Here is a 26,228-nt window from a genome sequence, read left to right on the forward strand (position 1 = left end):
CGCCCCCCAAAATCCCCACCTCACGGAATAAACCGATACCCAACCCCCGTCTCCGTCACCAAATGCCGCGGCTGCGAAGGGTCCATCTCAACCTTCTTCCTCAACCCACCCATAAACACCCGCAGATATGGCGTATCGGTGGTATGCGATGGCCCCCACACCGCTTTCAACAGTTGCAAATGCGTCAGCACCCGATTCGGATGTGAGCAAAGGTGCACCAGCAACCGATACTCCAGCGGCGTCAGATGCAGCGGTGCACCAGAGCGTTCCACCACGCGCCGTTCGATATCGATGCGCACCTCGCCGAAGCTCAGCACGGAATTGTTGTCGGCATCTTTCGCCTGCCGCCGCAGCAGCGCGCGGACTCGGGCGAGCAGTTCGCCGGTACCAAACGGCTTCACCAGATAGTCGTCAGCGCCGGTGTCGAGGGCGAGGATTTTGTCTGATTCACTACCTCGGGCAGACAGCACGATGATCGGCACCGGCGACCAGCTGCGCACATCGCGGATCAGGTCGATGCCGTCGCCGTCGGGCAGGCCGAGGTCGAGGATGATCAGGTCGGGGCGGCGCGTACCTGCGTCGATGAGGCCTCGGTGAAAGGTGTCGGCTTCATGAACTTCCAGGCCTTCGGCTTGCAGGGCCATGCGCACGAAGCGGCGGATTTCCTTTTCGTCCTCGATGATCAGGACGTGCGGCACTGATTCGGTCATGGCTGTTCCTCGTCAGTTTGCTGGGCAAAGGGTTCGATGACGGGAGGCGTTTCACGGGGCAGACGTAACGTGAAGCAGGCACCGCCCTCGGGCCGGGTGACGCCGGTGATGGTCCCGTCATGCGCCTGGGCAATGGCCCGGCAGATGGCCAGGCCGAGGCCGACGCCGGGTATCGAGCTTTCCTTTTTGCCGCGCATGAATTTGTTGAAGATCGCCTCTTCGTGACCGTGGGGCAGCCCCGGGCCTTCATCGGCGACCCACACCTCGAAATGGTCCGGCGTGGCTCTGGCGCCGAGGTCGAGGGTGGTGGCGGGCGGGGTGTATTTGACGGCGTTTTCGATCAGGTTGATCAGGATGCGTTCGATCAGCACCGCATCGATGCGCACCGGCGGTAAGTCATCCTCCAGCACCACGTGCACCGAACGCCCGCCGAGTATCGGCTGCACCGCTCGCAGGGCGCTGCCCACCACGTCTTCGATGGGTTGCCACTGACGATTCAACACCACTTTGCCGGACTCTAGCCGCGCCATGTCCAGCAGGTTGTTGACCAGCGTGTTCATGCGCAGCGCCGATTCACCCACCGCCGTGGCGATCTCGGCGGCTTCGCCGGTCAAGGGTGGCTTGGTCAATTGGAGCGCTTCGGCGAGCCCGACCATTACCGACAGCGGGGTCCGCAAATCATGGGAAATGGCTGAGAGCAGTGAGTTGCGCAACCGCTCGGATTCCATTTGCACCGTCGTGTCCTGGGCCACGTTGATGTAGTGAATTCGTTCGAGGGAGATGGCCAGCAACGACGCGCAAGTATCGAGCAGGCGCCGCTGTTCCGGCACCACCAATCGAGTGGTGTCGCGAGGCTGCACGGCGAGTATTCCGCGTACCCGCATCGGGGCGGACAAGGGCAAGTACAGCGTGGTGCTGGAGGGCAGGGTGTCGGTGCCGTAGCCGGCCGGTTCGGTTTTATCGAACGACCACTGGGCGATGGCCAGGTCGACTTGCGGAGCATCGCCGGTGACCATCGGCGCCAGCAGTTTGTTGTTGTCATCGGCCACCAGCAAGGCAGATCGGGCGCCAAACTCGGCACTCAGGAACTGGGCGCTGATCTCGGCCACCTGTTCGGTGATCAGCGCGGCGGACAACAAGCGCGACATGTCGTACAGCGCGCGCATGCGGTCTTCGCGCCGTTGCGCCACCCGCGCCTGGTACGTCAGGCCGGCGGTCATTTGCCCGATCACCAGCGCGACCACCAACATGACGCTGAAGGTCACCAGGTACTGGACATCGGCAAAGGCGAAGGAAAACCGTGGCGAGACAAAGAAAAAGTCGAAGGCCCCGACCGACACAAACGCCGCGAGCACCGCAGGGCCACGGCCGAAGCGCACCGCGACGGCGACCACCGCCAGCAGAAAGAGCATGACGATGTTGGCTTGTTCCAGTACGCCTAGCAGCGGCAGGGCAATCAGGGTCGTCGCCGCACACAACACGACGCTCCACAGATAGGCGGGCCAGAGGATCGGGCTTTCGCGGGTTTCGGATTTGTTTTCGGTGCGTGGGCTGCCCGACGGCAGTGAGACTTGAATCACATCCAGATCCGCGCCCAGCGCGCCAATCCGATCGGCCAGCACCTGACGCCAGAACCGCCGTCGTGGTTGCTCGTCACGTCCGAGCACAACCTTGGACAGATTGTGCTGGCGCGCGTACTTGACCAGCGCTTCAGCAATGTCCTGACCCGCCAGGGTGGAGATCTGCGCGCCCATGTCCTGAGCCAGTTTTAGCGTCGCCAACACCCTGCGTCGCTTGGCTTCGGGCAGGCGCTGCAAGGCCGGAGTTTCCACATACACGGCGTGCCACGGCACATTGAGCTGGGCGGCCAGGCGAGCGGTGGAACGCACGGTTTTTTCGGCCTGTTCATGAGGGCCGATGCAGGCGAGTAGAGAATCGCGGGTGCCCCAGACCGGTTTCACCGCGCTGCTTTGGCGGTACTGCAACATGTCGCTGTCGACCCGGTCCGCGGTGCGCCGCAGCGCCAGTTCGCGCAGGGCAATCAGGTTGCCTTTGCGAAAGAAATTCTGCACCGCGCGCTCGGCCTGTTGCGCCAGATAGACCTTGCCTTCCTTCAAACGCTGCAACAGGTCATCGGGCGGCAAGTCGACGATGACCACTTCATCGGCGTTGTCGAACACATGGTCGGGCACGGTCTCCCAGACACGAATGCCGGTGATGCCACCGACAATATCGTTCAGGCTTTCCAGGTGCTGGACGTTCATTGTCGACCAGACATCGATCCCTGCGCTGAGCAATTCTTCCACGTCTTGCCAGCGTTTCGGGTGCCGGGAGCCGACGGCATTGGAGTGCGCCAGTTCGTCAATCAGGATCAGGCTCGGCGCGCGGGTGAGTGCGGCGTCCAGGTCGAATTCGGTCACGGTGCGCTGCTTGTCGACGACATGCTTGAGCGGCAGTAATTCGAGGCCTTCGGTCAACGCCTGGGTTTCGCTGCGACCGTGGGTTTCGATCACGCCGATCAGCACGTTGATGTTCTGCAGTTTCGCGGTATGAGCGGCGGCAAGCATGGCGTAGGTCTTGCCGACCCCGGCACTGGCGCCGAAGAAAATCTTCAGCCGCCCGCGTTTGGCTTGCGCTTCCTCTTCGCGAATCTGCGCCAGTAATTGGTCCGGGTCGGGACGTTGTTCGGCCATCAAGCTCACCGTGTGTGAGTTAGCGCTCAGTGGGTGGTGTCGAGTGCCAGGTTCAGCGCCAGCACATTGACTCGGGGCTCGCCGATGAACCCGAGCAGCGTGCCTTCAGCATACTCGCCGATCAGTTGACGAACTTTTTCGACCGGCAAGTTGCGCACCCGCGACACCCGGCCAGCCTGGTACAACGCGGCCGCCACGCTGATATGCGGATCAAGACCACTGGCGGAACTGTAGACCAGGTCGGCGGGCACCGTAGCGGTGTTGCCCGGATCCGCCGCGTGCAAGGCGGCGATCCGGCCCTTGATCGCGTCCGCCAGCGCCGGGTTCGATGGGCCGAGGTTCGAGCCGCCCGAGGCCAAAGGGTTGTAGGGCATGGGGCTGGTGGCGGAAGGGCGGCTCCAGAAGTACTTCGGATCGCTGAAGCCCTGGCCGATCAGCAGCGAACCGACGGTTTTGCCGTCCCGTTCGATCAGGCTGCCGGCAGCCTGATGGGGAAAGACCAGTCGGGCGATCCCGGTAGTGACCAACGGATAGGCGAGGCCGGTCAGCAGTGAAAATACAATCAACAGGGTCAACGCCGGACGCAACAGAGTGGCCATGACAGTGCTCCCTCAAACCAGACCGACAGCGGCCAGGGCCATGTCGATGATTTTGATGCCAATGAATGGAACGATTACCCCACCCAACCCATAGATCAACAGATTGCGCCGCAGCAGCAGGGCGGCACCGACCGGGCGGTATTTCACGCCTTTGAGCGCCAGGGGAATCAGGAAAATGATGATCAGCGCATTGAAAATCACCGCCGACAGCACCGCGGAATTCGGGCTGGTCAGGCCCATGATGTTCAGTGCCGCGAGCTGCGGATAGGTGGTGACGAACGCCGCCGGCACGATCGCGAAATACTTGGCGATGTCGTTGGCAATCGAGAACGTGGTCAGCGAGCCGCGAGTCATCAGCATTTGTTTGCCGGTTTCCACCACCTCGATCAGCTTCGTCGGGTTGCTGTCGAGGTCGACCATGTTCCCGGCTTCCTTGGCCGCCTGGGTTCCCGAGTTCATCGCCACCGCGACATCCGCTTGAGCCAGCGCCGGTGCATCGTTGGTGCCGTCGCCGGTCATTGCCACCAACCGGCCTTCGGCCTGGTAGCGGCGGATCAGCTCGAGTTTTTGTTCCGGCGTGGCTTCCGCCAGAAAGTCATCGACACCGGCCTCGGCGGCGATGGCCGCAGCGGTGATCCGGTTGTCGCCGGTGACCATGACGGTTTTGATCCCCATGCGCCGCAGCTCGACGAAACGTTCCTTGATCCCGCCTTTGACGATGTCCTTGAGTTCGATCACGCCCAACACTTTGGCGCCGTCGGCGACCACCAGCGGCGTGCTGCCCCGGCGCGCGACTTCGTCGACGAGGGTTTGCACCGCCTCCGGGAAGTGGCCGCCCAGGCTTTGGACGTGCCGCAGGATCGCTTCGCCCGCGCCTTTGCGCAGTTGGCGAGTGCCCATGTCGACGCCGCTCATGCGGGTCAGCGCGGAAAAGTGCACAAAGTGCGCGTCGAGCGCCGCGATGTCGCGTTCGCGCAGGTTGAAGCGTTGTTTGGCCAGCACCACGATGCTGCGGCCTTCAGGGGTTTCATCGGCCAGGGAGGCGAGTTGTGCCACGTCCACCAGTTCCGCTTCCTTGACTCCCGGTGCCGGTAAAAATGCCGAGGCGTGGCGGTTGCCGAGGGTGATGGTCCCGGTCTTGTCGAGCAACAGAACGTCGACATCACCGGCCGCCTCAACAGCCCGGCCAGAAGTGGCGATGACGTTGGCTTCCATCATCCTGCTCATGCCCGCCACACCGACCGCCGACAGCAGACCGGCAATGGTGGTGGGAATCAGGCAGACCAGCAGCGAGATCAACACGGTGATCGAAACCGGCGTCCCGGCCTGGGCCACCGCGACTCCGAACAGCGAGAAGGGCAGCAACGTCACGGTCACGCCGAGGAATACGATGGTCAGTGCGACCAGCAGGATGGAGAGGGCGATTTCATTCGGGGTTTTTTGCCGTTTGGCGTTTTCGACCATGGCGATCATGCGGTCGACGAAGGTTTCGCCGGGGTTGGTGGTCACTCGCACCACGATCCAGTCTGAAAGCACGCGAGTACCGCCGGTCACGGCTGAAAAATCGCCGCCACATTCGCGGATCACCGGGGCCGATTCGCCGGTAATCGCGGACTCGTCCACCGAGGCGGCGCCTTCGATCACTTCACCGTCGGCGGGGATGATCGAGTCGCCCAGGTCGCCGGCCTCGACCACCACCACATCGCCTTTGCACAGGCCGCTCGATTGCGCTAATTGCCACTCGGCGCCGTAGTGCGGTTCGCGCAGTTTCTTCGCCCAGGTTTCCTTTTTCAGGTCCCGCAGCGAGGCGGCTTGAGCTTTACTGCGACCCTCGGCCAGGGCCTCGGCGAAGTTGGCGAACAGCACGGTGAACCACAGCCACAAGGCAATCGCGAGGATGAACCCGGCGCTGGCTTCACCCTGGCCGCGCAAGGCCTGGACCCACAGGGCGCTGGTAATGATTGCGCCGATGTAGACGACGAACATCACCGGGTTGCGCCACTGGATCCGCGGGCTGAGTTTGCGTACGGAATCGACGATGGCCGGGGTTATCAGTTTTGGGTCGAACAAGGAGAACGCTTGGCGTGTCATGGTCGTGGTCTCACTTGATCAGGATTAGGTGTTCGACGACGGGCCCCAGCGCGAGCGCCGGCACGTAGTTCAGCAAACCGACCAGAAGCACCGTACCGATCAACAACACCACGAACAGCATTCCGTGGGTCGGCATCGTGCCGCCGGTGACCGCCAGGCGTTTCTTCGCCGCCAGGCTGCCGGCGACGGCGAGGACCGGGACGATCACGCCGAAGCGGCCGAACCAGGCGACGATCGCCAGCATCGTGTTGTAGAACGGGGTGTTGGCCGACAATCCAGCGAAGGCACTGCCGTTGTTGTTGGCCGCCGAGGTGAAGGCATAGAGGATTTCCGAAAAGCCATGGGCGCCGGGGTTGGCGATCCCCAGCCTGCCGGCCTCGGCCATGACCGCGATGGCGGTCCCGAACAGCACCAGCAGCGGCGTCACAAGAATCGCGATGGCGACCATTTTCATCTCGTAGGCTTCGATTTTTTTGCCGAGGTATTCGGGAGTACGGCCGATCATCAACCCGGCGATAAACACCGCCAGGATCGCGAATATCAGCATCCCGTAAAGGCCCGAACCTGTGCCGCCGAACACCACTTCACCCAGTTGCATCAGCACCAGCGGCACCGCGCCGCCCAGTGGGGTGAACGAGTCGTGCATCGCATTGACTGCGCCGCAGGAGGCCGCCGTGGTCACTGCCGCGAACAGGCTGGAGGCGCTGATGCCGAAGCGCAGTTCCTTGCCTTCCATGTTGCCCGCCGCCGTGTCGATGCCCAGCGCGGAAAACTGTGGATTGCCGAGTTGTTCGTAGTGGGTGACGGCGACTACAGCGATCACGAAGATGATCGTCATCGTCGCCAGCAGCGCCCAACCCTGGCGGATGTCACCGACGACGTGGCCGAAGACGAAGCACAGCGCGGTCGGAATCAGGAAGATCGCGATCAGTTGAAAGAAGTTGGTCAGCGCGGTCGGGTTCTCGTAAGGGTGCGCCGAGTTGGCATTGAAGAAACCGCCGCCATTGGTGCCGAGCATCTTGATCGCTTCTTGCGAGGCGACCGGGCCCATGGCAATGGTTTGCTTGTCGGTGCTGGCGGCCACGGTGACCGGGCTGCCCTGGGCATCGAGTTTTGGTTGGCCGGCGTCATTGAGCACCGGGTTCTGGTACTGCATGACCTCCATCGTCGTGACGTCCTTGTAGGGGTCAAGGTTCTGGATCGCGCCCTGGCTGACCAGGAACAGCGCGAAGATCAACGACAGCGGCAGCAACACCCACAATGTGATGCGGGTGAGGTCGGTCCAGGCATTGCCGATGCTGGTGGCGCTGTGGCGGGCGAAGCCGCGAATCAGGGCCACGGCCACCACGATGCCGGTGGCGGCCGACAGGAAGTTCTGCACCGTCAACGCGAGCATTTGTGTCAGGTAGCTCATCGTCGACTCGCCGCTATAGCCTTGCCAGTCTGTATTTGTGACGAAACTGGCGGCGGTATTGAACGAGGAGTCCGGCGTTACGGCGCCGAAGCCTTGCGGGTTGAATGGCAGCACACCTTGCAAGCGTTGCAGCGCGTAGACCACCAGCAAGCCCAAGGCGTTGAACAGGATCAGGGCGAGGGCGTATTGCAGCCAGCCCATCTGGGTTTCCGGTTTTACGCCGGCCAGGCGATACAGCGGCGACTCAATGCGCGCACCGAAGGCAAACCGACCTTCCATTACTGTGGTCAGCCACCGCCCGAGCGGCCAGGCCAACAAACCCAGCGCCAGCAAAAAGGCCCCGAGCAGGACCCAGGCTTGAGTGGTCATAGGAAGTCCTCCGGAAAAAACAGCGCGGCGACCAGGTACACCAGCAACCCGGCCGCGATGATCCCGCCGAACAGATAAAAGCCCGTCATGACCGTCTCCTGTTGAGCGCCGCACAGCCAAGTGCCAGGCCGATCAGGCTGATGAAAAACACTGCGTCGAGTATTAGAAAGATGAAGTCCATGGCGTTTCCTCCCGCTGATGAGCAAAGCCTAGAGGGACGCTTGGTAAGTTGTTATCAGGATTAGGGGCGGGGGAATAAAGATCTTATAAAGACCACAGCAGAAACTACGAACACCGCAATCCCTGTGGGAGCGAGCTTGCTCGCGAAGAGGGAGTGTCAGTCGCCATTAACATTGGCTGACACACCGCCTTCGCGAGCAAGCCCGCTCCCACAGGTTGTACTTCTTGACTGACGGGTATTGGGCAAGTCCTCTAGACACGGGACTTACGCATGGCGCTACAAGAATGGCTGGGCGCACACATCCCGGATACACCCGCGCAACCAGCGATGTGCCGGGTCGGCTTCCAGTCGAGGGTGCCAGAGCAATGACACCGTGATCGGGGGGATGACAACCGGAAGGGGAAAACTGTGCAGGCCGGCGCGCAGGCTGGCAGTATGCCGCTCGGGCACGCTGGCGATCAGGTCGCAGGCCCGAACGAGCGCCAGAGCGGTCGAAAAGCCGCCGACGATGGTGACGATCTCTCGTTCCAGCCCCTGGGCATTCAAGGCGTCATCAATGGCTGTCGGCCCTTTCTCCGGGCCCCGTCGCGACACGCCAATGTGGCGGCCGGCGGCATAACGGGCGGGGGTGATTTCGCCTTGGCTCAGTGGATGCTCCAGGCGCACGACACCGATAAATCGGTCCCTGAACAGCGCCTGCGCTCGCACCTCAGGCGCCATCGACTTGCCGACCACGCCGGTTTCCATGTCGGCACTCCCGTCTCGCAGTGGCGTGCTGTCTTTGTTGGGCTTTTGCACAAACAGCAGCCGCACGCCCGGCGCTTCTTCGCTGACACGAGCAAGCAGGTCCGGGCCGAACGTCTCGACAAAACCGTCGCTGGTGCGGATGGTAAAGGTGCGCACCAATAGTTTCGGATTGAGCTGCTCAACCGGGCGCAAAACCGCTTCCGCGTCCTGGACCAACTGGCTGACCCGCTCGCGCAGTTCGAGTGCGCGGGGGGTGGGTACGAGGCCGCGACCGGCCCTGACCAGCAGCGGATCGCCCGTCGTTTCACGCAAGCGCGCCAAGGCCCGGCTCATCGCCGACGGGCTCAGTCGCAGGCGCTGGGCAGCGCGCGTGACACTGCCTTCTGTGAGCAGAACATCCAGGGTAATAAGCAAGTTGAGATCGGGCATCGACATATTTCGACGGTAGCACAAGCGTGATCGGGGTATGGCGTCAAACGCATAAGTAATGTGCAAATGGTGCGCCTTCCGCCTTGTCAGGCAACGCCGTAGGCTTTTTACAGCTCCGTTTCGGGCGTTACCAGTCAAGGAACTCATCCTCATGATCAATCCAAATCAGACCATCGCCGCCAGCGAGCAGTGGACACCGTCGGTTCGGCGGGTGCTCGCGAGCCTGTCGTTGTCGATGTTGCTCTCATCCCTGGGCACCAGCATCGCCAATGTCGGCTTGCCGGCCTTGGCCCAGGCGTTCAGCGCGTCCTTTCAAGCCGTGCAGTGGATCGTCCTCGCCTATCTACTCGCCATTACCACGTTGATTGTCAGCGTAGGACGGCTCGGTGACCTCATCGGCCGACGTCGATTGCTGCTGGTCGGCATTGTTGTGTTTACGCTGGCTTCAGCCTTGTGCGGCCTGGCGCCGAAGCTCTCGCTGCTGATTGCCGCGCGGGCGGTACAGGGCCTGGGCGCGGCGATCATGATGGCGCTGACCATGGCGTTTATCGGTGAGACGGTGCCGAAGGACAGGACCGGTAGCGCCATGGGGTTGCTCGGGACGATGTCGGCCATTGGCACGGCGCTCGGTCCGTCGCTGGGTGGTGTGCTGATCGCCGGATTCGGTTGGCAGTCGATTTTCCTCATCAACGTACCGCTGGGGATTCTGACGTTCGTGCTCGCGTACCTTTACCTGCCTGCCGATCGGCGGGAGCCGAAGACCGCAGGTTACGGTTTCGATCCTCTGGGCACGCTGCTGCTGGCGCTGACACTCGCGGCCTATGCACTCGCCATGACCCTGGGCCGCGGCAGTTTCGGTGCGCTCAACGTGGCGCTGCTACTGGCGGCTGTCTTCGGTGGTGGGCTCTTCGTTTTCGTCGAGGCGAGGGTGCGATCACCGCTGATTCGTTTGGCGATGTTCCGCGATGGTTCGCTGAGCGGCAGCCTCACCATGAACCTGTTCGTTTCGACGGTGATGATGGCGACACTGGTGGTAGGGCCGTTCTACCTTCTTCGTGGCCTGGGGCTCAACCTGGCCATTGTCGGCGGTGTGATGTCGATTGGCCCGGTCATCTCGGCACTGAGCGGTTTTCCGGCGGGACGTGTGGTTGACCGTTTTGGTGCGCCGATCATGGTCATCGTCGGGCTGATCGCGATGGCGGCGGGTTGCGTGGCACTTTCCGTGCTCCCGGCGCTGTTCGGCCTGGCGGGGTACGTCGCGGCCATCGTCATCTTGACCCCCGGATATCAGTTGTTCCAGGCAGCCAACAACACGATCGTGATGCTGGACGTGCCTTCGGAGCAGCGTGGGGTGATGTCCGGCCTGCTCAGCCTGTCACGCAATCTCGGGCTGATCACCGGCGCATCTGTGATCGGCGCGGTGTTTGCCCTCGCTTCAGCGGCGACTGACTTGACCACGACGGCTCCTGAAGCCGTCGCCTCCGGTATGCGCATTACGTTTGCGGTGGCCGCTGTTCTGATCGTCGTAGCGCTCGCCATCGCTTTGGCAAGTCGTGGCCGCAGGGCTGGGGCCACGGCGTCCTGATCAGGCCTCAGCCCCAGGTTTTGCCAAGGGCCTCCAGTCCGGCTTTCTGCAGATCCTGCGGGCTCATGGCGATACGGAATTTGCAACTGGCCTGGAAGTTGAGAAAAAACGGTTCGGCAAAACGCGGAATTTCGGAAGCGTCCTGCATGTCGATCAGGAAAATCCCACCGCGCATGCCGTCCTGCTCAGTGAAGTAAGCCGTCTCGGGTTTGATGCTATCCAGTACCCGCCCTATGATTTCGCCGACTTTGCCGGCCCGGACCAGCGTGTTGAAAGGTTCGTGCGGGAATTCGACCGTCAGTAGCATTTTCATTGTTTGATGCTCGGTTGAAGTGGCTGCTCCCTACCAAGACCCTTGCTCCCGATTACCGCCAGCCCCACATTGCGCAGTTCCAGCGGGTGTGTCGTTAAGAATAGCGAAGCATTGCAGCGGCCTCGGGCCGGGTTACGGGCGGTCGCGCCTCGATTGACGATCATTTTGTTGTGCGATACAACTAACTCATCGTTTCTCGCGAGGTGTGTGCCGTGACCGATTCCAACCTGATTAACCACGTCCGTTCGGCGTCGCGCCTCATGGTGCGGGAGTTGGGTTTCATGCAGGCCACGCTGGCGGCGACGGAGTATCCGCCGTCCTCCGTACACACCATCGTGGAGCTGGGCAACCGCGATTCGCTGACGGCCGTGGAATTGGTGGCGCTGCTGGGTCTGGAAAAATCCAGCGTCAGCCGTATGGTGCGCAAACTCATCGAGGCGGGCGAGATCGAAGAAGTGCCGAATGAGCAGGATGCGCGCTCGAAAAAACTGCAACTCACGGCACAGGGCCGACAGACGTTGCGCGCGGTGGATGCGTTCGCCACCCGGCGGGTCGGCGCGGCCATGGCTCACTTGACCGAGGCGCAACAGCAGACAGTGAGCGAAGGTCTCGGCCACTATGCCGGAGCGCTGCACACTGAGCGACTCGGTACAGAGCCAACGCCCCTGGCACCGTTGGAAATTGCCCGGGGCTACCGCCCCGGCATCATCGGCCGCATGGTGGAAATGCACGCTCTCTACTACGCCAGACACGCCAACTTCGGCCAGCCATTCGAAAGCCTGGTGGCCGGCGACATGGCCGAACTGATGGGGCGTTTGCACAACCCGCGCAACGAGGTGTGGGTGGCGCTCGACGGCGAGCGGATCGTCGGTTCGATTGCCATCGACGGCGAAGGCGAGGGTGGGGACGCAGTGCTGCGTTGTTTCATTCTGGATGACAGCGCGCGGGGCAAAGGTGCCGGCAAACGCTTGCTGGCGCAAGCCATCAAGTTCTGTGACGAATGGGGCTTTCGGGCAACGCGACTGTGGACGTTCAAAGGCCTGGATGCGGCGCGCAAACTGTATGAAGACGTGGGTTTCACACTGGAGCAGGAGCAAGAAGGGGAGCACTGGGGTGGACGGATTATCGGGCAATGGTTTGTTCGGCCCAGGCCGGTCAATGGTTCACCGTGAACACGCAAAAGCCTGGGAGCCAAACGCTCCCGGGCTTTTTCATACGGTGTTACTCAGCGGCGATCCAGCCACACGGTCTGCGCGTTGCAGAATTCGCGTACGCCAAAGTGCGACAGCTCACGACCAAATCCGCTCTTCTTCACGCCGCCGAAGGTGACGCGCGGATCGCTAGCGCAGTAGCCGTTGATGAACACTCCACCGGTTTCAAGCTCATCGGCCATTTGCTTGGCCAGTTCAAGATCGCGGGTGTAGATCGTTGAAGCCAGCCCGAACTCACTGTCATTGGCCAGCGCCAACGCATGGGCGGCATCGCGGGCGGTAATGATCGAGGCGACCGGGCCAAACAATTCCTGTTTGAACGAAGTCATCTGGTCGGTGACGTTGCTGAACACGGTCGGCTCATAGAAGTTGCCGGGGCCTTCAGCCTTCTTACCGCCAAGTAACAACGTCGCGCCTTCTTCCAGGGTGTCGCGTACCTGTTGGTCCAGTTCATCACGCAGATCAAAACGCGCCATCGGGCCAATGTAGGTCTCGGTGGCCAGCGGATCACCGACTACCAGCTTGCGAGTCGCCTCGACAAACTTGCGGGTGAATTCCTCGACAACGCCTTGCTCGACAATCAGGCGCTTGGCTGCTGCACAGACTTGCCCGGTGTTCTGGTAACGGCCAATCACGGCTGCTTTGACGGCGTCGTCCAGGTCGGCGTCGTTGAGCACAATGAAAGGATCGGAGCCACCGAGTTCCAGCACGCACTTCTTCAGCGCCGCACCGGCCTGAGCACCGATAGCGATACCGGCGCGCACGCTGCCGGTGAGGGTCACGGCGGCGATGCGTGGGTCGGTAATTGCTTTTGAAACGCCGTCCGGCGTGACGTTGATAACTTCAAACACGCCTTCGGCAAACCCGGCGCGCTGGATCGCATCGCGCAGCAGATAGGCGCTGCCCATGACGTTGGGCGCGTGCTTGAGGACGTAGGTGTTGCCGGCGATCAGCGCTGGAACGGCGCCACGCAGTACCTGCCAGATCGGGAAGTTCCACGGCATCACGGCGAGAATCGGGCCCAGCGGGCGGTATTCAATGCGCGCCTTGCCACCTTCAACCAGCGTCGACTCGGCGGTCAACATGGCGGGGCCGTGTTCGGCGTACCACTCGCACAGTTGCGCACACTTTTCGATTTCACCGCGGGCCTGGGTGGTGGGCTTACCCATTTCCAGAGTGATCATACGCGCCAGTTTTGGCGCATCGTCGCGCAGTGCCTGGGCCAGGGCGATCAGCGATTGTGCGCGCTGTTCTACTGGTGTCCGGCGCCATACCGAGAAACCGGCGGCGGCACGGGCGAGGGCGGCGTCCAGTGCCTCGGCGGATTCGAAAGGGTAGTGGCCGATCTGCTCGCCATTGGCGGGGTTGATCGAAATGGCATGGGTGAGACTGGAAACCTGGGTCATGGCACCGTCCTGCTGGGTGGGTATGCGCTCAGATTACGGGGGTGGTTGTTTTCTGGAAACTGAATAATACTGAGTGTATCGTTCACGTTTGGAGAATGACTTGGATCTGGTCCAGCTCGAGATTTTCAAAGCGGTTGCCGAACACGGCAGCATCAGTGCGGCCGCTCAGCACATCCACCGGGTACCCTCGAACCTGACAACGCGTATCAAGCAACTGGAGCTGGATCTGGGGGTGGACCTGTTTATCCGCGAGAAAAGCCGCTTGCGCCTGTCGCCGGCCGGTTGGAGTTTTCTCGATTACGCCCGGCGTATTCTCGACCTGGTTCAGGAGGCCCGGGCCACCGTGGCGGGTGAAGAGCCGCAAGGGTCTTTCCCACTAGGTTCGCTGGAGAGCACGGCGGCGGTGCGGATTCCCGAGCTGTTGGCCGCCTACAACCAGAAGCACGCCAAGGTCGAGCTGGCCCTGTCCACCGGTCCTTCCGGCACCATGATCGACGGCGTGCTCTCTGGTCGATTGGCCGCCGCGTTCGTCGACGGTCCGGTGCTGCACCCGGCACTGGAAGGCGTGCCGGCGTTCGAGGAAGAAATGGTGGTCATCGCGCCGCTCAACCATGCCCCGATCCACCGTGCGCAGGACGTCAACGGCGAGAACATCTATGCCTTCCGCTCCAACTGCTCGTACCGGCACCACTTCGAGAGCTGGTTCAGCAAGGACGCCTCGGTGCCTGGCAAGATTTTCGAAATGGAGTCCTATCACGGCATGCTCGCCTGCGTCAGTGCCGGTGCCGGTCTGGCGCTGATGCCCCGCAGCATGCTCGAAAGCATGCCCGGCTGTACCACGGTGAGCATCTGGCCGCTGTCGGAATCCTTCCGTTATTTGCGCACCTGGCTGGTGTGGCGCCGGGGCACGGTGTCGCAAAGCCTGACCATGTTTGTGCGGTTGCTGGAAGAGCGGGGCGTAGTACGTGAAGAAATTTGAACGTTGCCAACAAGCGATACCAATTGGCCACTATCTCCGCTAGAGTGTGCGCCGCCCGAGAGCTGGATCCCGGGCGTTTTCTAATGGAGTTACACCGTGAATTACCTCAGCAAAGTGGTTGCCGTCGCCCTGTTCGGTCTGGTTCTGGCGGGTTGCACCGGCGCCCCGATGAAAACCCAGCACTACGACAGCAGCCAGTACACCGTTCTGGGCCACAGTGAAGCAAGCGCTACCGGCCTGCTGCTGTTCGGCGTCATCCCGATCAAGCAGAACAGCCGTTTTGTTCGCGCTCAAGACGCGGCGATCCAGGCTAAGGGCGGCGACGCGATGATCAACACCCAAGTGCAGGAAAACTGGTTCTGGGCCTGGGTCCTGACCGGTTACACCACCAAGGTTTCCGGTGATGTGGTCAAGTTGAAAAACGTTCAGTAAGCGCTATGCTTCGCCGGCTGGCGAGCAGCCCTGAAAAGCGCAAAAGCCCGGTTTAGCCGGGCTTTTCAGTTTCTGGCGTTTGTCAGCGCGCACCGTCATGGGGACGGATTGTGCGATTGCGCCGGCCGGAAAACGGCCACTTCACCGTACGCCGGGTCGGGACGCTGATGCAGGGGTTGTTCTGTTCCGAAGGTTATGCGGCGGTCCATGGTGTGCCGACGGAACCTGATCGGCTGGACCGAGGAGGTGGCCTACATGCCGCTGGCGCAATGGCTGGATCAAGTGAGTGGCGAACAGAAGCTCTGGATGCGGGTATCCAACCTCAATGCCCAGCTCAAGGTGGTTGAAGCCCACCTGGGTATCGCTGCGCTGCCAGCCTATGTCGGGCACCAATCCGGGTTGCGTCAGGTACTGGCGGATCGGCCTTCGCATCGCTCCGACATCTGGCTGTTGCGTAATCCGGCGACCCAGGGTGTCGGCCGTGTGGATCGCGTTGTCGACTATCTGACGGGCCTGTTCCACAGTAAAACGGCCGAGATGCAATAACGGCCGGTTGCCTCCTTACTGCGGGCCGGAGCGCAAAAATATCCAGACCGCTATGTGGGGAGCGTGGCCAGGCGACAGGACGATGGGTTACCTGTGGCGAGGGAACTTGCTCCCGTTCGGCTGCGCAGCCTTCGGCAGCTCCTGCCCGGTTTGGTGGTGTTTAAGAGGCTTGTTTAATCTGTGGCTGGGTTACTTCCGGAAAGCTACGCAACCTTGCGCCTTTGCCTACACGTACGCCAGAATCGGCCGGCTTGTGCGCTTTTGGCCTGGGTTTTATCGTTTCCGGGTCGCTGACAAATCAGCGATCGGGTTTAGCAGCTCGGCAAATATCAAGGCACATCAGCACAGCCTCTCGATCAATTGGCGTCTACTTCGTCGGTCGATCTGCATTATGGCGGCTGGGCGTGGGGCACTTCGGTGCGCCGGGTTCCTTGATCCCTGGTCTGCTAACCCGCGTACAGTCGCCACCCTTTTTCGTTTAGCAGCGATGTTTGGCGGCTCCAGTGATCAAGGAGCTTCACCATGTTCAAAGCCACACCCAACCCGCCAGAAACCGAATCAGCTACCACCAGCGCCGCCCTCGAGGAAAAAAAGCTCAAGGAAGCCGCTGACCGCGCACTCAGCTACTACCTCGGGCCGACCGTCGTCAAAAACACCCCGCGAAAACCCAGTACGATTTTCATGATTGCCCCCAATACCGACACTGAAACCCTGCTGGTCAACGCCTGCGAATCCCTGGCCTCGGCGAGTGTGATGGCCAGTGACTTCGCCGCACTGCTGGAAGGCCCGCAACGCAACACGATGCTGGCACTACAGCAGATCATCATGCTCAGTGAGCTGGCGGTGAATCGGGCGCTGGATAATCTGGACTCGCAGGGTTCTGCTGCATAACGGGAACGCAGCGTCCCGTGCTGCATGACCACGCAGAGCGTGGGAACGATCAGCAGGAAACGGCCTTCGGGCCGTTTTTTATTGTCCGCAGAAAATATTTGGTCGAGCGGGCATTTGTGGCGAGGGAGCTTGCTCCCGTTCGGCTGCGCAGCAGTCGTCAATTCGGGCAACGCGGTGTGTCTGGAGGATTGCAGGGGGCGGCTTCGCCACCCAGCGTCGGATCGCCGCCCGGAGCAAGCTCGCTCGCCACAGGTTTTTGTGCAGGCCTGGGACATTCGGATAACGAAAATTCAATGTGGGAGTGAGCCTGCTCGCGAAGACGGAGTGTCAGCCAGCATAGATATTGACTGAACCACCGCATTCGCGAGCAAGCCCGCTCCCACAGGCCCGGTGCACATTCGAATAATCGTCGCTAGGGAGCGGGTCTTTCTTCAGCTATCAGACATGCGGCTGTTCGGCCGTGCACAGCTCCCCGGTGGCGCGGATCAGTGCCAGTTCATGCAGGCGATCCTTGGTCAGATTGGCGCGGGACTTGGCCAGCCAGTTCGCGCAGTGCGGGTCTTTGCTATAGGGCAGGAAGTCGGCGTATTGCTGCAACAGACGGTTCTGCAACTCATCGAGGCGCGGGCGGATTTGCTTGGCGAGGTCCGGGCGTGGCGTGTCGGGCGCCTTACTGGCGGCGCGCCATTTTGCAAGCAATCCGTATTGCACCAGTTTGTTGGCTTCCATTTGCGCGGCGAGCAATTGGCCGACGGCTTGCGGGTCGAGTTTGCGCTCCGCAGCCAAGGCCTTGGCATTGGCGATGACTTGCGCTTCCCGGACACTGTCCTGGATCGGTTTGCCACTGTCCCACTTGGTCAGCGCCACCAGGTCGCCAATGTTCAGGCGTTCATTCAGGGTCACCAGCAACGGTTTCAATGCTTCAGGTGCCTTGGCGGGCGTGGCGGCCTGAGTGCTGCCAACGAACAAGACAAGTACGGCACAACCTAGCAAACGTTGCGTCAGGCGTAACGGGGTGAACATAGGGCAAAACCTCTTCGCGACTTACTGGGACAAGGCAACGCTGGCAGGCCAGGTAATGGCTTGCGCGACGATCACGTGTTCCCCATTGAACGTGGCGGCGGGGGAGCCATGTAACACGTAGCCCATTTTCAGAGCTTCGCTGACGCGATGGCAGAAGGCAGCGTCATCGCGCCCCGTCAGTAGCCGGTAAATGGGCAAGCCGTCAGGCGGTAAGGTCATAAGCCGATATCCTCAGGGTTTAATGAATCGCAATGCTGGGGGCGCATCAATCTAGCATCTGCGGACACGAAAAATCCCGCACTTGGCAGCTGTCGGAATTTTAAAGTAGTATACGTTTCATATGCATTTCATATCGGGTGTTGTGGTGGGTATCGTAAAAATTTCAGAAGACATGCACGAGAACTTACGCGTTGCGAGCAATGCGCTGAGCCGCTCGATCAATGCCCAGGCCGAGCACTGGATGCGCATCGGGATGCTGGCCGAATTGCACCCTGATCTGGATCACAGCGATATCTGCCGCTTGCTGATTCGTGCGGAACAGGCGGGCGGCCTTGATTTGCAACAGGTGTGCGCACTCGCCGAAGGTTCGCAAGGCACCCAGGTTCACGCCGCAGCAGGAGCTGAGCAATGAGTCGGGCAATGAAGGCTAGCGTCGTGATCAACAACCGGGAACAAATCGCCCAGTCTGGCGTGGCGGGCAAGTTGGCAGCTGAAGTGCTGGCGATGATCACGCCCCACGTCAAGGCCGGGGTCACTACCGATGAACTCGACCGGCTCTGCAACGACTACATCGTCAACGTGCAGAAAGCCATTCCCGGCAATGTCGGCTACCACGGCTTCCCGAAAACCGTCTGTGCCTCGGTCAACGAGGTGGTTTGCCATGGCATTCCTTCGTCCAGGGTCCTGAACGACGGCGACATCATCAATATCGATATTGCCGTGGTCAAGGACGGTTGGTTCGGCGACACCAGCCGCATGTATTTCGTCGGCGAACCAAGCCCCGAGGCGCGTCGTTTGGTGCAGACGACCTATGAAGCGATGTGCGCCGGTATTCGACTGGTGCGCCCCGGCGCAACCCTGGGCGACATTGGCCACGCGATTCAGAGCGTTGCCGAACGCGACGGCTACAGCGTGGTGCGCGAGTATTGCGGGCATGGCATCGGCAAGATCTACCACGATGAACCGCAAGTCCTGCATTACGGTTTTCCGGGCCAGGGCCTGACCCTGAAAGCCGGGATGATTTTCACCATCGAACCGATGCTCAACGCTGGTAAACGCCATGTGAAAACCCTGGCCGATGCCTGGACGGTAGTTACCAAGGATCTTTCACTTTCGGCGCAGTGGGAACACATGGTCGCGGTCACCGATGACGGGTTCGAGGTGTTGACGTCTTGGCCTGACCAGGTCGAAGAATACCCCGCGCCTTGATGCTTCAAGCCACGCAGCTTCTTCTTTGGCCCTTCATCTGTGGGAGTTGCTGCGAATGAATGCGGCATCGTCTGATGGCTTTTCAACCGCTGAATGTCATAGGGTTGACGGCTCAAAGGGCGATTTTCGGAAGGCAAGTCGATGGAACGGTGTGAAGTAGCGGTGCTCGGTCTGGGCGCGATGGGCGCGGCCACGGTGTATCAACTGGCGAAAGCCGGGGTCAAGGTGATAGGCGTCGACCGCTACCATCCGCCGCATACGCAGGGCTCAAGCCATGGGGATACGCGCATCACCCGGCTCTCGGTCGGTGAAGGTGCGCAATACCTGCCGATCGTTCGCAACTCCCACAGAATCTGGCGTGAACTCGAAGCGCTGTCCGGTGAGTCGCTGTTCGAGCAGTGCGGTGTGTTGGTCATGACCTCCAATCCCGACTATGACCCGCAGGATCAAAACGACTTCACGCACCGCACGGTTAATCTCGCGCAAGCCAACGGCATCGAGCATGAAGTGCTGTCGGCCACGCAGATTCGCCAGCGCTTCGCGCAGTTTTCACCGGTGCTGGACACTGCCATCGGCTACTTCGAACCAGCGGGCGGTTACGTCCGTCCAGAACGCTGCATCGCCGTTCAGCTGCAGCTCGCCGAACAACACGGCGCAACCTTGTACAAGGGCGAAACCGTCACGCACATCACCTCGGACGAGCAAGGCGTCACGGTCACCACTGACCAGCGCACGATACTCGCCGACAAAGTGGTAATCAGCGCCGGCATGTGGTCACAGGATCTGCTGGGCGAGCCTTTCGACCGCTTGCTGCGGGTGTGTCGGCAGAAGCTGTTTTGGTTCGAACTGGAACCACAGGCGCAGTTTGCCGAGGTATCGCCGACCTTCATCCTTCACCACGGCCCGGGCGATGCCGACATGCATTACGGCTTTCCACCGTTGCCTGGCGAAGGCAGCCTGAAAGTCGCCAGCGAGCAATACAGCGTAGCCACGTCCCCAGACGCTTTGGACCGAACCATCAGCGCCGCCGAAGAGCGCGAGATGTTCGACACCCAGGTGCGCGGCAAGATTGCCGGCGTGACCTCGCGCGTAGCCACGTCTTCGGTATGCACCTACACCGTCACGCCGGACGGCGACTTCATCATCGACGAGCATCCACATCTGAAAAACACGCTGGTGGTGTCCGCTTGTTCCGGTCATGGCTTCAAGCATTCAGCCGCGTTGGGCGAAGCGCTGGCGCAATGGTGTGTTCGCGGTCGCAGTGAGCTGGATTTGTCGGCGTTTTCGTTGAAGCGGTTTGATGGGCAGAGCTGAAGTGCCTTCCAGCACAAAAGTATCAGGCAAAAAAAAAGCCGCCGGTTAAGGCAGCAATAAAAAACAGCACGCGTTGTGTATGGCCTGAGTATTGGCCTGGCAACGTTACAGAATGATGACGTTTAGTAGATCGGCGGCACGATGAGTTCCGGCGGCGTCGGGCTTCGGGAATAATCTTCCTGACGCACGCGCTGCGGCAGCTCGATCACCGCGTGTTCCACTTCTTCATAGGGCATTTGCCCGAGCAGGTGGTTGATGCAGTTGAGGCGCGCTTTCTTCTTGTCATCGGCTTGCACCACCCACCACGGCGCTTCGGCGATGTGGGTGCGTTCGAGCATGATTTCCTTGGCCTTGGTGTAGGCCTCCCAGCGCCGGCGGGACTCCAGGTCCATCGGGCTGAGTTTCCATTGCTTGAGCGGGTCATGAATGCGGCTGAGAAAGCGCAGATGCTGTTCCTGGTCGGAAATCGAGAACCAGTATTTGATCAACTGAATACCCGAGCGGGCGAGCATCCGTTCGAACTCCGGCACCGTACGGAAGAACTCTTCATATTGGTCGGCGTTGCAAAACCCCATGACTTGCTCGACCCCGGCGCGGTTGTACCAACTGCGGTCGAACAGGACGATTTCACCCGCCGCCGGCAGGTGCGAAACGTAACGCTGGAAGTACCATTGGGTTTGTTCGCGGTCATTGGGCGCCGGCAGGGCGGCGACGCGGCAGACCCGGGGGTTGAGCCGCTGGGTGATGCGTTTGATCACGCCACCCTTGCCGGCGGCATCGCGTCCTTCGAACAGAATCACCACTTTGGCGCCGGTCTTGACCACCCAGCTTTGCAGCTTCACCAGCTCGCCTTGCAGGCGGAACAGTTCGCTGAAATAGCGCCGTCTATCTTCCTTCTCACTGCCGTCGTTGACGTGACCGTCGAACAGCGCATCGAGGTCGTGTCCGTCCTCCAGCAGTTCCAGCTCCAGTTCTTCGTCGTTGTGATCGATCAGCTCGCGATGGATCCGGTGCATCAGGGTGTCGTTGTTGGCAAGCATGGCGGGAGGCTCCGGTGGAAGTGGCGCTGACGATGGTATTCCCGCAGGTATGACGAACTGGTGACGATCAAAGGTTTGTGCGCGGGAGGGCGGTGTCATCTTCGTGTCACCTAAGCCGTGGCAAGCTCTTCGCAAACCGTCTTGAAGGCGGGCTGATGAATCTGCCAGGAATCCCCACCATGAAAGGCGACGCCTCTCTGTTTGCAGCCATTGACCTTGGGTCCAATGCGTTTCGCATGATGATTGGCCAGTCGGTCATGCGGAACCAGCAACGGGTGATCCAGGAAGTCAAAACCCTGCGTGAGCCGGTGCGTTTGGCCGAGGGGTTTCAGGGTGGGGCGCTGGACGAATTGGCGCTGGATCGGGGCTGGCAGGCACTGGCGCGATTTGGCAAAAAGCTGCGTGGCTTCGAGTCGTGCCGAGTGCGGGCGGTGGCCACCAGTGCGGTGCGCGAAGCCGACAATGCGCAACTGTTCCTAGCCAGCGCCGAGCGCCACCTGGGGTTTCGGATTGACGTCATCTCCGGGCACGAAGAAGCCCATCTGGTTTACGCCGGTGTAGCGCACACGCTGCCGGGTTCGGAGAGTCAACGGTTGGTGGTGGATATTGGCGGCGGCTCGACTGAATTGATTCTGGGCCGTGGTACTCAGCCGCTGATCACCGAGAGCATTGCCATCGGCAGCGGCACCTTCGGTTCGCGTTACTTCCATGGCGGTTGCATCACCGCTCAGGCGCTGCTTGAGGCCGAGCGCGTGGCCTCGCTGCAGTTTGAGAAAGTCGCTCGGCGTTATCGAGCGCTGGGCTGGCAGCAGACCATCGGCTCGTCTGGCACCGCGCGGATGCTGGCCAAAGTGCTCAAGGCCAACGGCTTGAACGACGATGGCCAAAGCGGCATCACCTACGGCGGACTGTTGCGGCTATCGTTGCGACTGCTCGAAGTGGGGCACGTCAAACAGCTCAAACTGGCCGGGCTGCAAACTCATCGGTTGAGCATTTTGCCCGGCGGCCTGGTGGTCATGCTGGCGGCGTTCAAGGTGTTTGGCATCTCACACATGACGCCGTCCGAGCCGGGGTTACGGTTTGGTGTGCTGCATGGGTTGATGAATCAGCACTGATCGCCGGCCGCGCTCAAATCCTCAACGGCTGCATAGTCAGTCCGCGTGCTGCCCTGACGGTCGCGGAAGGTGAAATGACTGAGCAACAGGCACAGACCCAGGCCCAACATATCCGCGACAAAATTCTGGTAGGCCGAGGTGAACGGGATGCCGTTTTGCCGTGGGTCTACGTACATCTCGTTGAACGCCGAGATGAACAGCACAATGATCAAGCTCCCCCAAGGACTCCATGGGATGCCGGTTTTCAGTGCGTGAAAATTCTCTTTGATTGAGCGTTTGAACAGTTTGGACGGGATGGTCACGTAGCCCAACAGCAACGCCGCGCAGAAGCCGTACAGGAAGTGGCAGAAGTTGTAGCTCCAGACGATGATGTTGAATGCGTTCAACTGAACCAGCCAGAACGTGAAGAAGATCGCCAGGCACAGCAGAAACGGGGTGTGGGTCGAGCGTTGGGTGAACAGCATTGAAGCTCCTTGGAGGGGATTGATCCTTGTCGGTAATGCTACCGGACTCTTGCCTCGTTTAGCGCGGCTAAATAGAGCTGGCGGTAGGCGCCAACCAGTTGATCAAGGGTGAATGCCAGATTTCGCCCACTCGGATTGGGCAGAATCCACACCGAAGCATTGCCGAAGGTTTTTGGCTGCAAACCCCAGGCAATGTCTCGTTGGCCGGATAACGCGCAGTACGCCGCTTTACCGAGAAACGCCACGAAGCGCGGGGCATAACGGGTGATCTTGTGTTCAAACTCCGCAGCGGCAGCGGTGAATTCATCCGCAGACAGCTGATCCGCCCGCGCCGTGGGGCGGTCCACCACGGCGGTTAATCCGCATTGGTACTGCAAGATCGTCCGATCATTTTCCGGGAGCACCTGCGACGGCGTAAACCCGGCGAGATGCAGCGTGCGCCAGAAGCGATTGCCGCGGCCTGCAAAGTGATGCCCTTGGGCGGCGGCAAGCATTCCCGGATTAATCCCGCAGAAAATCACGGCCAGATGCTCGGTCAGAATGTCTTCCAGTCTTTCTTCTGCCATATCAATCCTCTCAACCTCAGATTGCTGCTTCCAGATTACGTAATAACCACTCGCTGAAACTTCGTGCATTGTTTTCACTGTCACGATGAGTCAGCACGGCCCAGTTCGGGCCGCGGATGGATTGCTCCACCAAGGATTGCAACACCCCGTTGGCCCGTGACTGACGACTCAGCAGTTCGCTGACCAGGGCGATACCGAGCCCGGCGCACGCGGCATCCAGCAGCAGGCCGGGATCGGAGAAGTTCAGCCCCTGATCGTGCTGGCCAACATCGATGCCAGCCTCCACCGCCCAATGACTCCAGTCCATTTCCCGCTCGCCGTGCAGGGTTGCGCGCTGTTCCCGTGGCAGCGCCAACACGCTCGGGTGACACACCGGGTAGAGGCGGTCGGCGTGCAGCACCTTGAAGCTGCACTCGGCTTGGGAGCTGATGTCATCGCGGACCGCGAGGTCGATGGTCTGGGTGGTCATGTCCGGGACTTCATCGGTGCTGTAAATCCACAGATCAACCTCCGGGTGCTGACGGCGAAAATCCCCCAGACGCGGTAGCAGCCAATGACGGGCGAACGCTGGCGTGGTGTTGAGCACCAGTTGATTGGGTTTCTGGTACTGCCCGAGACGGCGAATACCAACGGCCAGTTGCTGCAACAACGCCTGGGTGGTGCTGAGCAAATCGTGACCGGCATCGGTCAGGCTGACGCTGCGTCCGCTGCGGAAAAACAACGGTTGCTCAAGGTACGCCTCAAGGCTGCGGATCTGCTGGCTGATCGCCGATTGGGTAAGGTTCAGCTCGGTGGCCGCCTTGTGAAAACTGCCCAGTCGGGCGGCGGCTTCAAAGCCGCGAAGGGTGCTGAGCGGGGGCCAGTGCTTGAGCATGCTGATAAGTTCCTCTAATCACTTTTCTGCTAAATCCATCGTTTGTTCGCCTGTTTTACCCACCGTAGCATGCATGGCAAGCCGATCAAGGTCGTTTTCATTGAACACAATGGCTTAACTCAAAGGGCTTTTTACCATGGGGCGTGTCATGCAGCAGAATCAAATTCAAAACAGTGGTTGGGTGATGCCGGCCGAGTGGGTCAAGCACGCCGCGACCTGGATGGTGTGGCCGCACAACCAGGCGCTTTGGGAATCGGGTTGGGGCGTTACCTTGCCGTTGGTGCAAGAGGATTTCGCTCGGGTGGCCAACGCCATTGCGCGTTTCGAACCGGTGAAAATGGTCGTCGACCCGTCGGCGGTTGCCAGTGCCAAAACACTGTGCGGCGCCAACATTGAGTTCATCGTTTTGGCGGTGAACGACAGTTGGTGCCGCGATTCCGGCCCAAGCTTCGTCTGCCATCCGCAGCAAGGTCTGGCCGGGGTGAGCTGGCGCTTCAATGCGTGGGGCGGCAAGTCGGCGCACGACCTCGACGAAGGTTTGGCCCGCCGTGCACTCAATCACTTGGGCGTGTCGTGCTTTGGCACACCGTTGAGTAACGAAGGCGGGGCCATTCATGTCGATGGCGAGGGCACGCTGATCACCACTGAATCGGTCTTGCTCAACGCCAATCGCAACCCGGACACCAGCAAAGCGGAAATGGAAGAGATCTTCACCCGTCTGTTGGGCGTGAAGAAAACCATCTGGCTGCCGGGCGATCCGGATTACGTGACCGGTGATATGACCGACGGCCACGTCGATGGCGTCTGTGCCTTCGCCCGCCCTGGCGTGTTGCTGGTGGACGCCACCCACGACAAGCATTCGGTGTATGCCGAAGTCGCCCGTGAGAACCGTCGTGCACTGGAGCTGGCCACCGATGCCCTAGGCCGAAAACTCGAACTGATCGAGCTGTATGAAGCCACCGACGCCGTGGACACCGAGGCTGAAGTGTTCTGCGCTTCGTACACCAATTTTCACATCGCCAACGACGCGATCATCATGCCGGCCTATGGCATTGATGCCGACAACGCGGCGGCCGAAGTGCTGGCTCAGGCCTTCCCGGGCCGCGAGGTGGTGCCGGTACGGATCAATCACCTGGCCCATGGCGGCGGCGGGGTGCACTGCATCACCCAACAGCAGCCGGCCTGGCCGGTGGAGGGTTAAGCCATGACCTTGTTGACGATTGCCACCACCCAGATGCCCTGCACCTGGGATTTACAACACAACCTTGATCAGGCCGAGCAGTTGGTGCGTGAGGCGGCGGCGAAAGGGGCCAAGGTCACCCGTGCGCATCTGGAAATCCTTAAAAACGCCACGGATGCCGATTGCCGCAAGCTACAGGTGCACACCGTGTCGCCACCGCTCAACCCGCGACCGAGCAAATTCAGCAAGAACAACCCGGACTTTGCGGCGGGCTACATCAACTACTTCGTGATCAATGGTGCGGTCATAGCGCCCGAGTTTGGTGATCGTGCGGCGGATGCGAGGGTATTTAGCCTGTTGTCCGAGCTCTACCCGGACCGCGAGGTGGTGCAGCTCAATATTGATGCGATTTCCGCTAGCGGGGGCGGTATTCACTGCGTGAGCAGTCATCAGCCGATGGCTTGATCAGGGGCGTGCAGCGCTCGATCAAAGTTAACTGGCTGTTTTAAAACAAAATTGTTTTGTAAAGGGGCTTTCCAGATGGCGCAAAAGTTGGTAAATTTCCGCGCATTCTTGCAGAGCCCCTAACAGGGCGTGTTGTACACGCTGCAGAATCAGCAACAGAGTG

26 protein-coding genes and 2 pseudogenes are annotated in these 26,228 nt (G+C 60.8%); 13 read left to right on the forward strand and 15 right to left on the reverse strand.

The genetic code is table 11. The features are described 5' to 3' along the window. Positions 1-20: 20 nt before the first annotated feature. The 7 genes from AC1MEW_RS15675 to AC1MEW_RS15705 form a co-directional block, all read right to left on the reverse strand. Entirely contained in the window at positions 21-710 is a 690-nt protein-coding gene (locus AC1MEW_RS15675; protein ID WP_201255007.1) for a response regulator, read from the reverse strand. Further along, on the reverse strand, positions 707-3,403 hold the full coding sequence (gene kdpD, locus AC1MEW_RS15680) for a two-component system sensor histidine kinase KdpD (RefSeq protein ID WP_201255006.1): 2,697 nt from the start codon (positions 3,401-3,403) through the stop codon (positions 707-709). Before kdpD ends, AC1MEW_RS15675 begins: the two co-directional genes overlap by 4 nt. Positions 3,404-3,429: 26 nt before the next feature. Then, positions 3,430-4,002 carry a potassium-transporting ATPase subunit KdpC gene (gene kdpC, locus AC1MEW_RS15685; protein WP_201255005.1) on the reverse strand — a complete coding sequence of 191 codons (573 nt, stop codon included), beginning with the start codon at positions 4,000-4,002 and terminating at the stop codon, positions 3,430-3,432. A gap of 12 nt (positions 4,003-4,014) precedes the next feature. Then, entirely contained in the window at positions 4,015-6,093 is a 2,079-nt protein-coding gene (kdpB, locus tag AC1MEW_RS15690) for a potassium-transporting ATPase subunit KdpB (protein ID WP_323570165.1), read from the reverse strand. Positions 6,094-6,103: 10 nt separating this feature from the next. Continuing rightward, positions 6,104-7,876 carry a potassium-transporting ATPase subunit KdpA gene (gene kdpA / locus AC1MEW_RS15695; RefSeq protein ID WP_201255003.1) on the reverse strand — a complete coding sequence of 591 codons (1,773 nt, stop codon included), beginning with the start codon at positions 7,874-7,876 and terminating at the stop codon, positions 6,104-6,106. Further along, positions 7,873-7,965 carry a K(+)-transporting ATPase subunit F gene (gene kdpF, locus AC1MEW_RS15700; RefSeq protein ID WP_123402870.1) on the reverse strand — a complete coding sequence of 31 codons (93 nt, stop codon included), beginning with the start codon at positions 7,963-7,965 and terminating at the stop codon, positions 7,873-7,875. Before kdpF ends, kdpA begins: the two co-directional genes overlap by 4 nt. A 368-nt stretch (positions 7,966-8,333) precedes the next feature. Further along, a complete protein-coding gene (locus AC1MEW_RS15705; protein WP_480426895.1) occupies positions 8,334-9,239 on the reverse strand; it encodes a LysR family transcriptional regulator in 906 nt (301 codons plus the stop codon). Positions 9,240-9,384: 145 nt separating this feature from the next. Here AC1MEW_RS15705 and AC1MEW_RS15710 point away from each other — a divergent pair, with 145 nt between their 5' ends. Next, a complete protein-coding gene (locus AC1MEW_RS15710) occupies positions 9,385-10,818 on the forward strand; it encodes an MFS transporter (RefSeq protein WP_201255001.1) in 1,434 nt (477 codons plus the stop codon). A gap of 7 nt (positions 10,819-10,825) precedes the next feature. Here the strand turns inward: AC1MEW_RS15710 and AC1MEW_RS15715 are convergent, their stop codons facing one another. Next, entirely contained in the window at positions 10,826-11,131 is a 306-nt protein-coding gene (locus AC1MEW_RS15715) for a panthothenate synthetase (protein ID WP_201255000.1), read from the reverse strand. A gap of 260 nt (positions 11,132-11,391) precedes the next feature. On the opposite strand from AC1MEW_RS15715, the gene AC1MEW_RS15720 reads away from it, so the two are divergent. After that, a complete protein-coding gene (locus AC1MEW_RS15720) occupies positions 11,392-12,303 on the forward strand; it encodes a bifunctional helix-turn-helix transcriptional regulator/GNAT family N-acetyltransferase (RefSeq protein WP_480427246.1) in 912 nt (303 codons plus the stop codon). A 53-nt stretch (positions 12,304-12,356) separates the two neighbouring features. Here AC1MEW_RS15720 and AC1MEW_RS15725 read toward each other — a convergent pair whose 3' ends face one another. Then, positions 12,357-13,748, reverse strand: a complete 1,392-nt coding sequence (locus tag AC1MEW_RS15725) for an aldehyde dehydrogenase family protein (protein WP_201254999.1) — start codon at positions 13,746-13,748, stop codon at positions 12,357-12,359. Between the two features lie 100 nt (positions 13,749-13,848). On the opposite strand from AC1MEW_RS15725, the gene ptrR reads away from it, so the two are divergent. The 4 genes from ptrR to AC1MEW_RS15745 all read left to right on the forward strand — a co-directional run bounded on the left by ptrR (position 13,849) and on the right by AC1MEW_RS15745 (position 16,596). Continuing rightward, complete coding sequence (gene ptrR, locus AC1MEW_RS15730) at positions 13,849-14,727, forward strand: putrescine utilization regulator PtrR (RefSeq protein WP_322268957.1); 879 nt, start codon at positions 13,849-13,851, stop codon at positions 14,725-14,727. Positions 14,728-14,823: 96 nt separating this feature from the next. Further along, a complete protein-coding gene (locus tag AC1MEW_RS15735; protein ID WP_201204521.1) occupies positions 14,824-15,159 on the forward strand; it encodes a hypothetical protein in 336 nt (111 codons plus the stop codon). A 207-nt stretch (positions 15,160-15,366) separates the two neighbouring features. Continuing rightward, on the forward strand, positions 15,367-15,705 hold the full coding sequence (locus AC1MEW_RS15740; protein ID WP_480426901.1) for a LysR substrate-binding domain-containing protein: 339 nt from the start codon (positions 15,367-15,369) through the stop codon (positions 15,703-15,705). Positions 15,706-16,227: 522 nt separating this feature from the next. Next, positions 16,228-16,596, forward strand: coding sequence for a DUF6124 family protein (locus tag AC1MEW_RS15745; protein WP_480426904.1), 369 nt, complete (start codon positions 16,228-16,230; stop codon positions 16,594-16,596). Positions 16,597-17,034: 438 nt separating this feature from the next. Here the strand turns inward: AC1MEW_RS15745 and AC1MEW_RS15750 are convergent, their stop codons facing one another. Both AC1MEW_RS15750 and AC1MEW_RS15755 read right to left on the reverse strand, forming a co-directional pair. Further along, on the reverse strand, positions 17,035-17,619 hold the full coding sequence (locus AC1MEW_RS15750; protein WP_480426907.1) for a chorismate mutase: 585 nt from the start codon (positions 17,617-17,619) through the stop codon (positions 17,035-17,037). Positions 17,620-17,640: 21 nt separating this feature from the next. Next, entirely contained in the window at positions 17,641-17,838 is a 198-nt protein-coding gene (locus tag AC1MEW_RS15755; protein ID WP_201254995.1) for a DUF1737 domain-containing protein, read from the reverse strand. A gap of 145 nt (positions 17,839-17,983) precedes the next feature. Between AC1MEW_RS15755 and AC1MEW_RS15760 the strand changes: the two genes are divergently transcribed. From AC1MEW_RS15760 to solA, 3 genes are all read left to right on the forward strand, one after another. Beyond that, entirely contained in the window at positions 17,984-18,250 is a 267-nt protein-coding gene (locus AC1MEW_RS15760) for a ParD-like family protein (RefSeq protein WP_201254994.1), read from the forward strand. 8 nt (positions 18,251-18,258) lie between these two features. Then, entirely contained in the window at positions 18,259-19,047 is a 789-nt protein-coding gene (gene map, locus AC1MEW_RS15765) for a type I methionyl aminopeptidase (RefSeq protein WP_480427248.1), read from the forward strand. Positions 19,048-19,188: 141 nt separating this feature from the next. Beyond that, positions 19,189-20,361, forward strand: a complete 1,173-nt coding sequence (gene solA / locus AC1MEW_RS15770) for an N-methyl-L-tryptophan oxidase (protein ID WP_201254992.1) — start codon at positions 19,189-19,191, stop codon at positions 20,359-20,361. A gap of 122 nt (positions 20,362-20,483) precedes the next feature. Here the strand turns inward: solA and ppk2 are convergent, their stop codons facing one another. Then, positions 20,484-21,377 carry a polyphosphate kinase 2 gene (ppk2, locus tag AC1MEW_RS15775; protein WP_416195346.1) on the reverse strand — a complete coding sequence of 298 codons (894 nt, stop codon included), beginning with the start codon at positions 21,375-21,377 and terminating at the stop codon, positions 20,484-20,486. A 203-nt stretch (positions 21,378-21,580) separates the two neighbouring features. Between ppk2 and AC1MEW_RS15780 the strand changes: the two genes are divergently transcribed. Next, on the forward strand, positions 21,581-22,516 hold the full coding sequence (locus AC1MEW_RS15780; RefSeq protein ID WP_201255018.1) for a Ppx/GppA family phosphatase: 936 nt from the start codon (positions 21,581-21,583) through the stop codon (positions 22,514-22,516). On the opposite strand, the gene AC1MEW_RS15785 is transcribed toward AC1MEW_RS15780, so the two are convergent. From AC1MEW_RS15785 to AC1MEW_RS15795, 3 genes are read right to left on the reverse strand one after another with little or no spacing between them, the layout of a single operon-like run. After that, positions 22,507-22,980 (reverse strand): hypothetical protein, encoded by a 474-nt coding sequence (locus tag AC1MEW_RS15785; protein ID WP_480426912.1) that lies wholly within the window; start codon positions 22,978-22,980, stop codon positions 22,507-22,509. The genes AC1MEW_RS15780 and AC1MEW_RS15785 overlap by 10 nt on opposite strands. Positions 22,981-23,018: 38 nt before the next feature. Next, on the reverse strand, positions 23,019-23,546 hold the full coding sequence (gene mug, locus AC1MEW_RS15790) for a G/U mismatch-specific DNA glycosylase (RefSeq protein WP_480427251.1): 528 nt from the start codon (positions 23,544-23,546) through the stop codon (positions 23,019-23,021). Between the two features lie 16 nt (positions 23,547-23,562). Continuing rightward, complete coding sequence (locus AC1MEW_RS15795; protein WP_480426915.1) at positions 23,563-24,420, reverse strand: LysR substrate-binding domain-containing protein; 858 nt, start codon at positions 24,418-24,420, stop codon at positions 23,563-23,565. Between the two features lie 148 nt (positions 24,421-24,568). Between AC1MEW_RS15795 and AC1MEW_RS15800 the strand changes: the two genes are divergently transcribed. The 3 genes and pseudogenes from AC1MEW_RS15800 to AC1MEW_RS15810 form a co-directional block, all read left to right on the forward strand. Continuing rightward, positions 24,569-25,621, forward strand: a complete 1,053-nt coding sequence (locus AC1MEW_RS15800) for an agmatine deiminase family protein (RefSeq protein WP_480426918.1) — start codon at positions 24,569-24,571, stop codon at positions 25,619-25,621. Between the two features lie 3 nt (positions 25,622-25,624). Next, a pseudogene (locus AC1MEW_RS15805) lies at positions 25,625-25,738 on the forward strand (N-carbamoylputrescine amidase); the annotation flags it as partial. After that, a pseudogene (locus AC1MEW_RS15810) lies at positions 25,733-26,065 on the forward strand (agmatine deiminase family protein); the annotation flags it as partial. The pseudogenes AC1MEW_RS15805 and AC1MEW_RS15810, both read left to right, overlap by 6 nt. Positions 26,066-26,228 lie beyond the last annotated feature (163 nt).

This window comes from Pseudomonas sp. ASL4, from assembly GCF_056680395.1.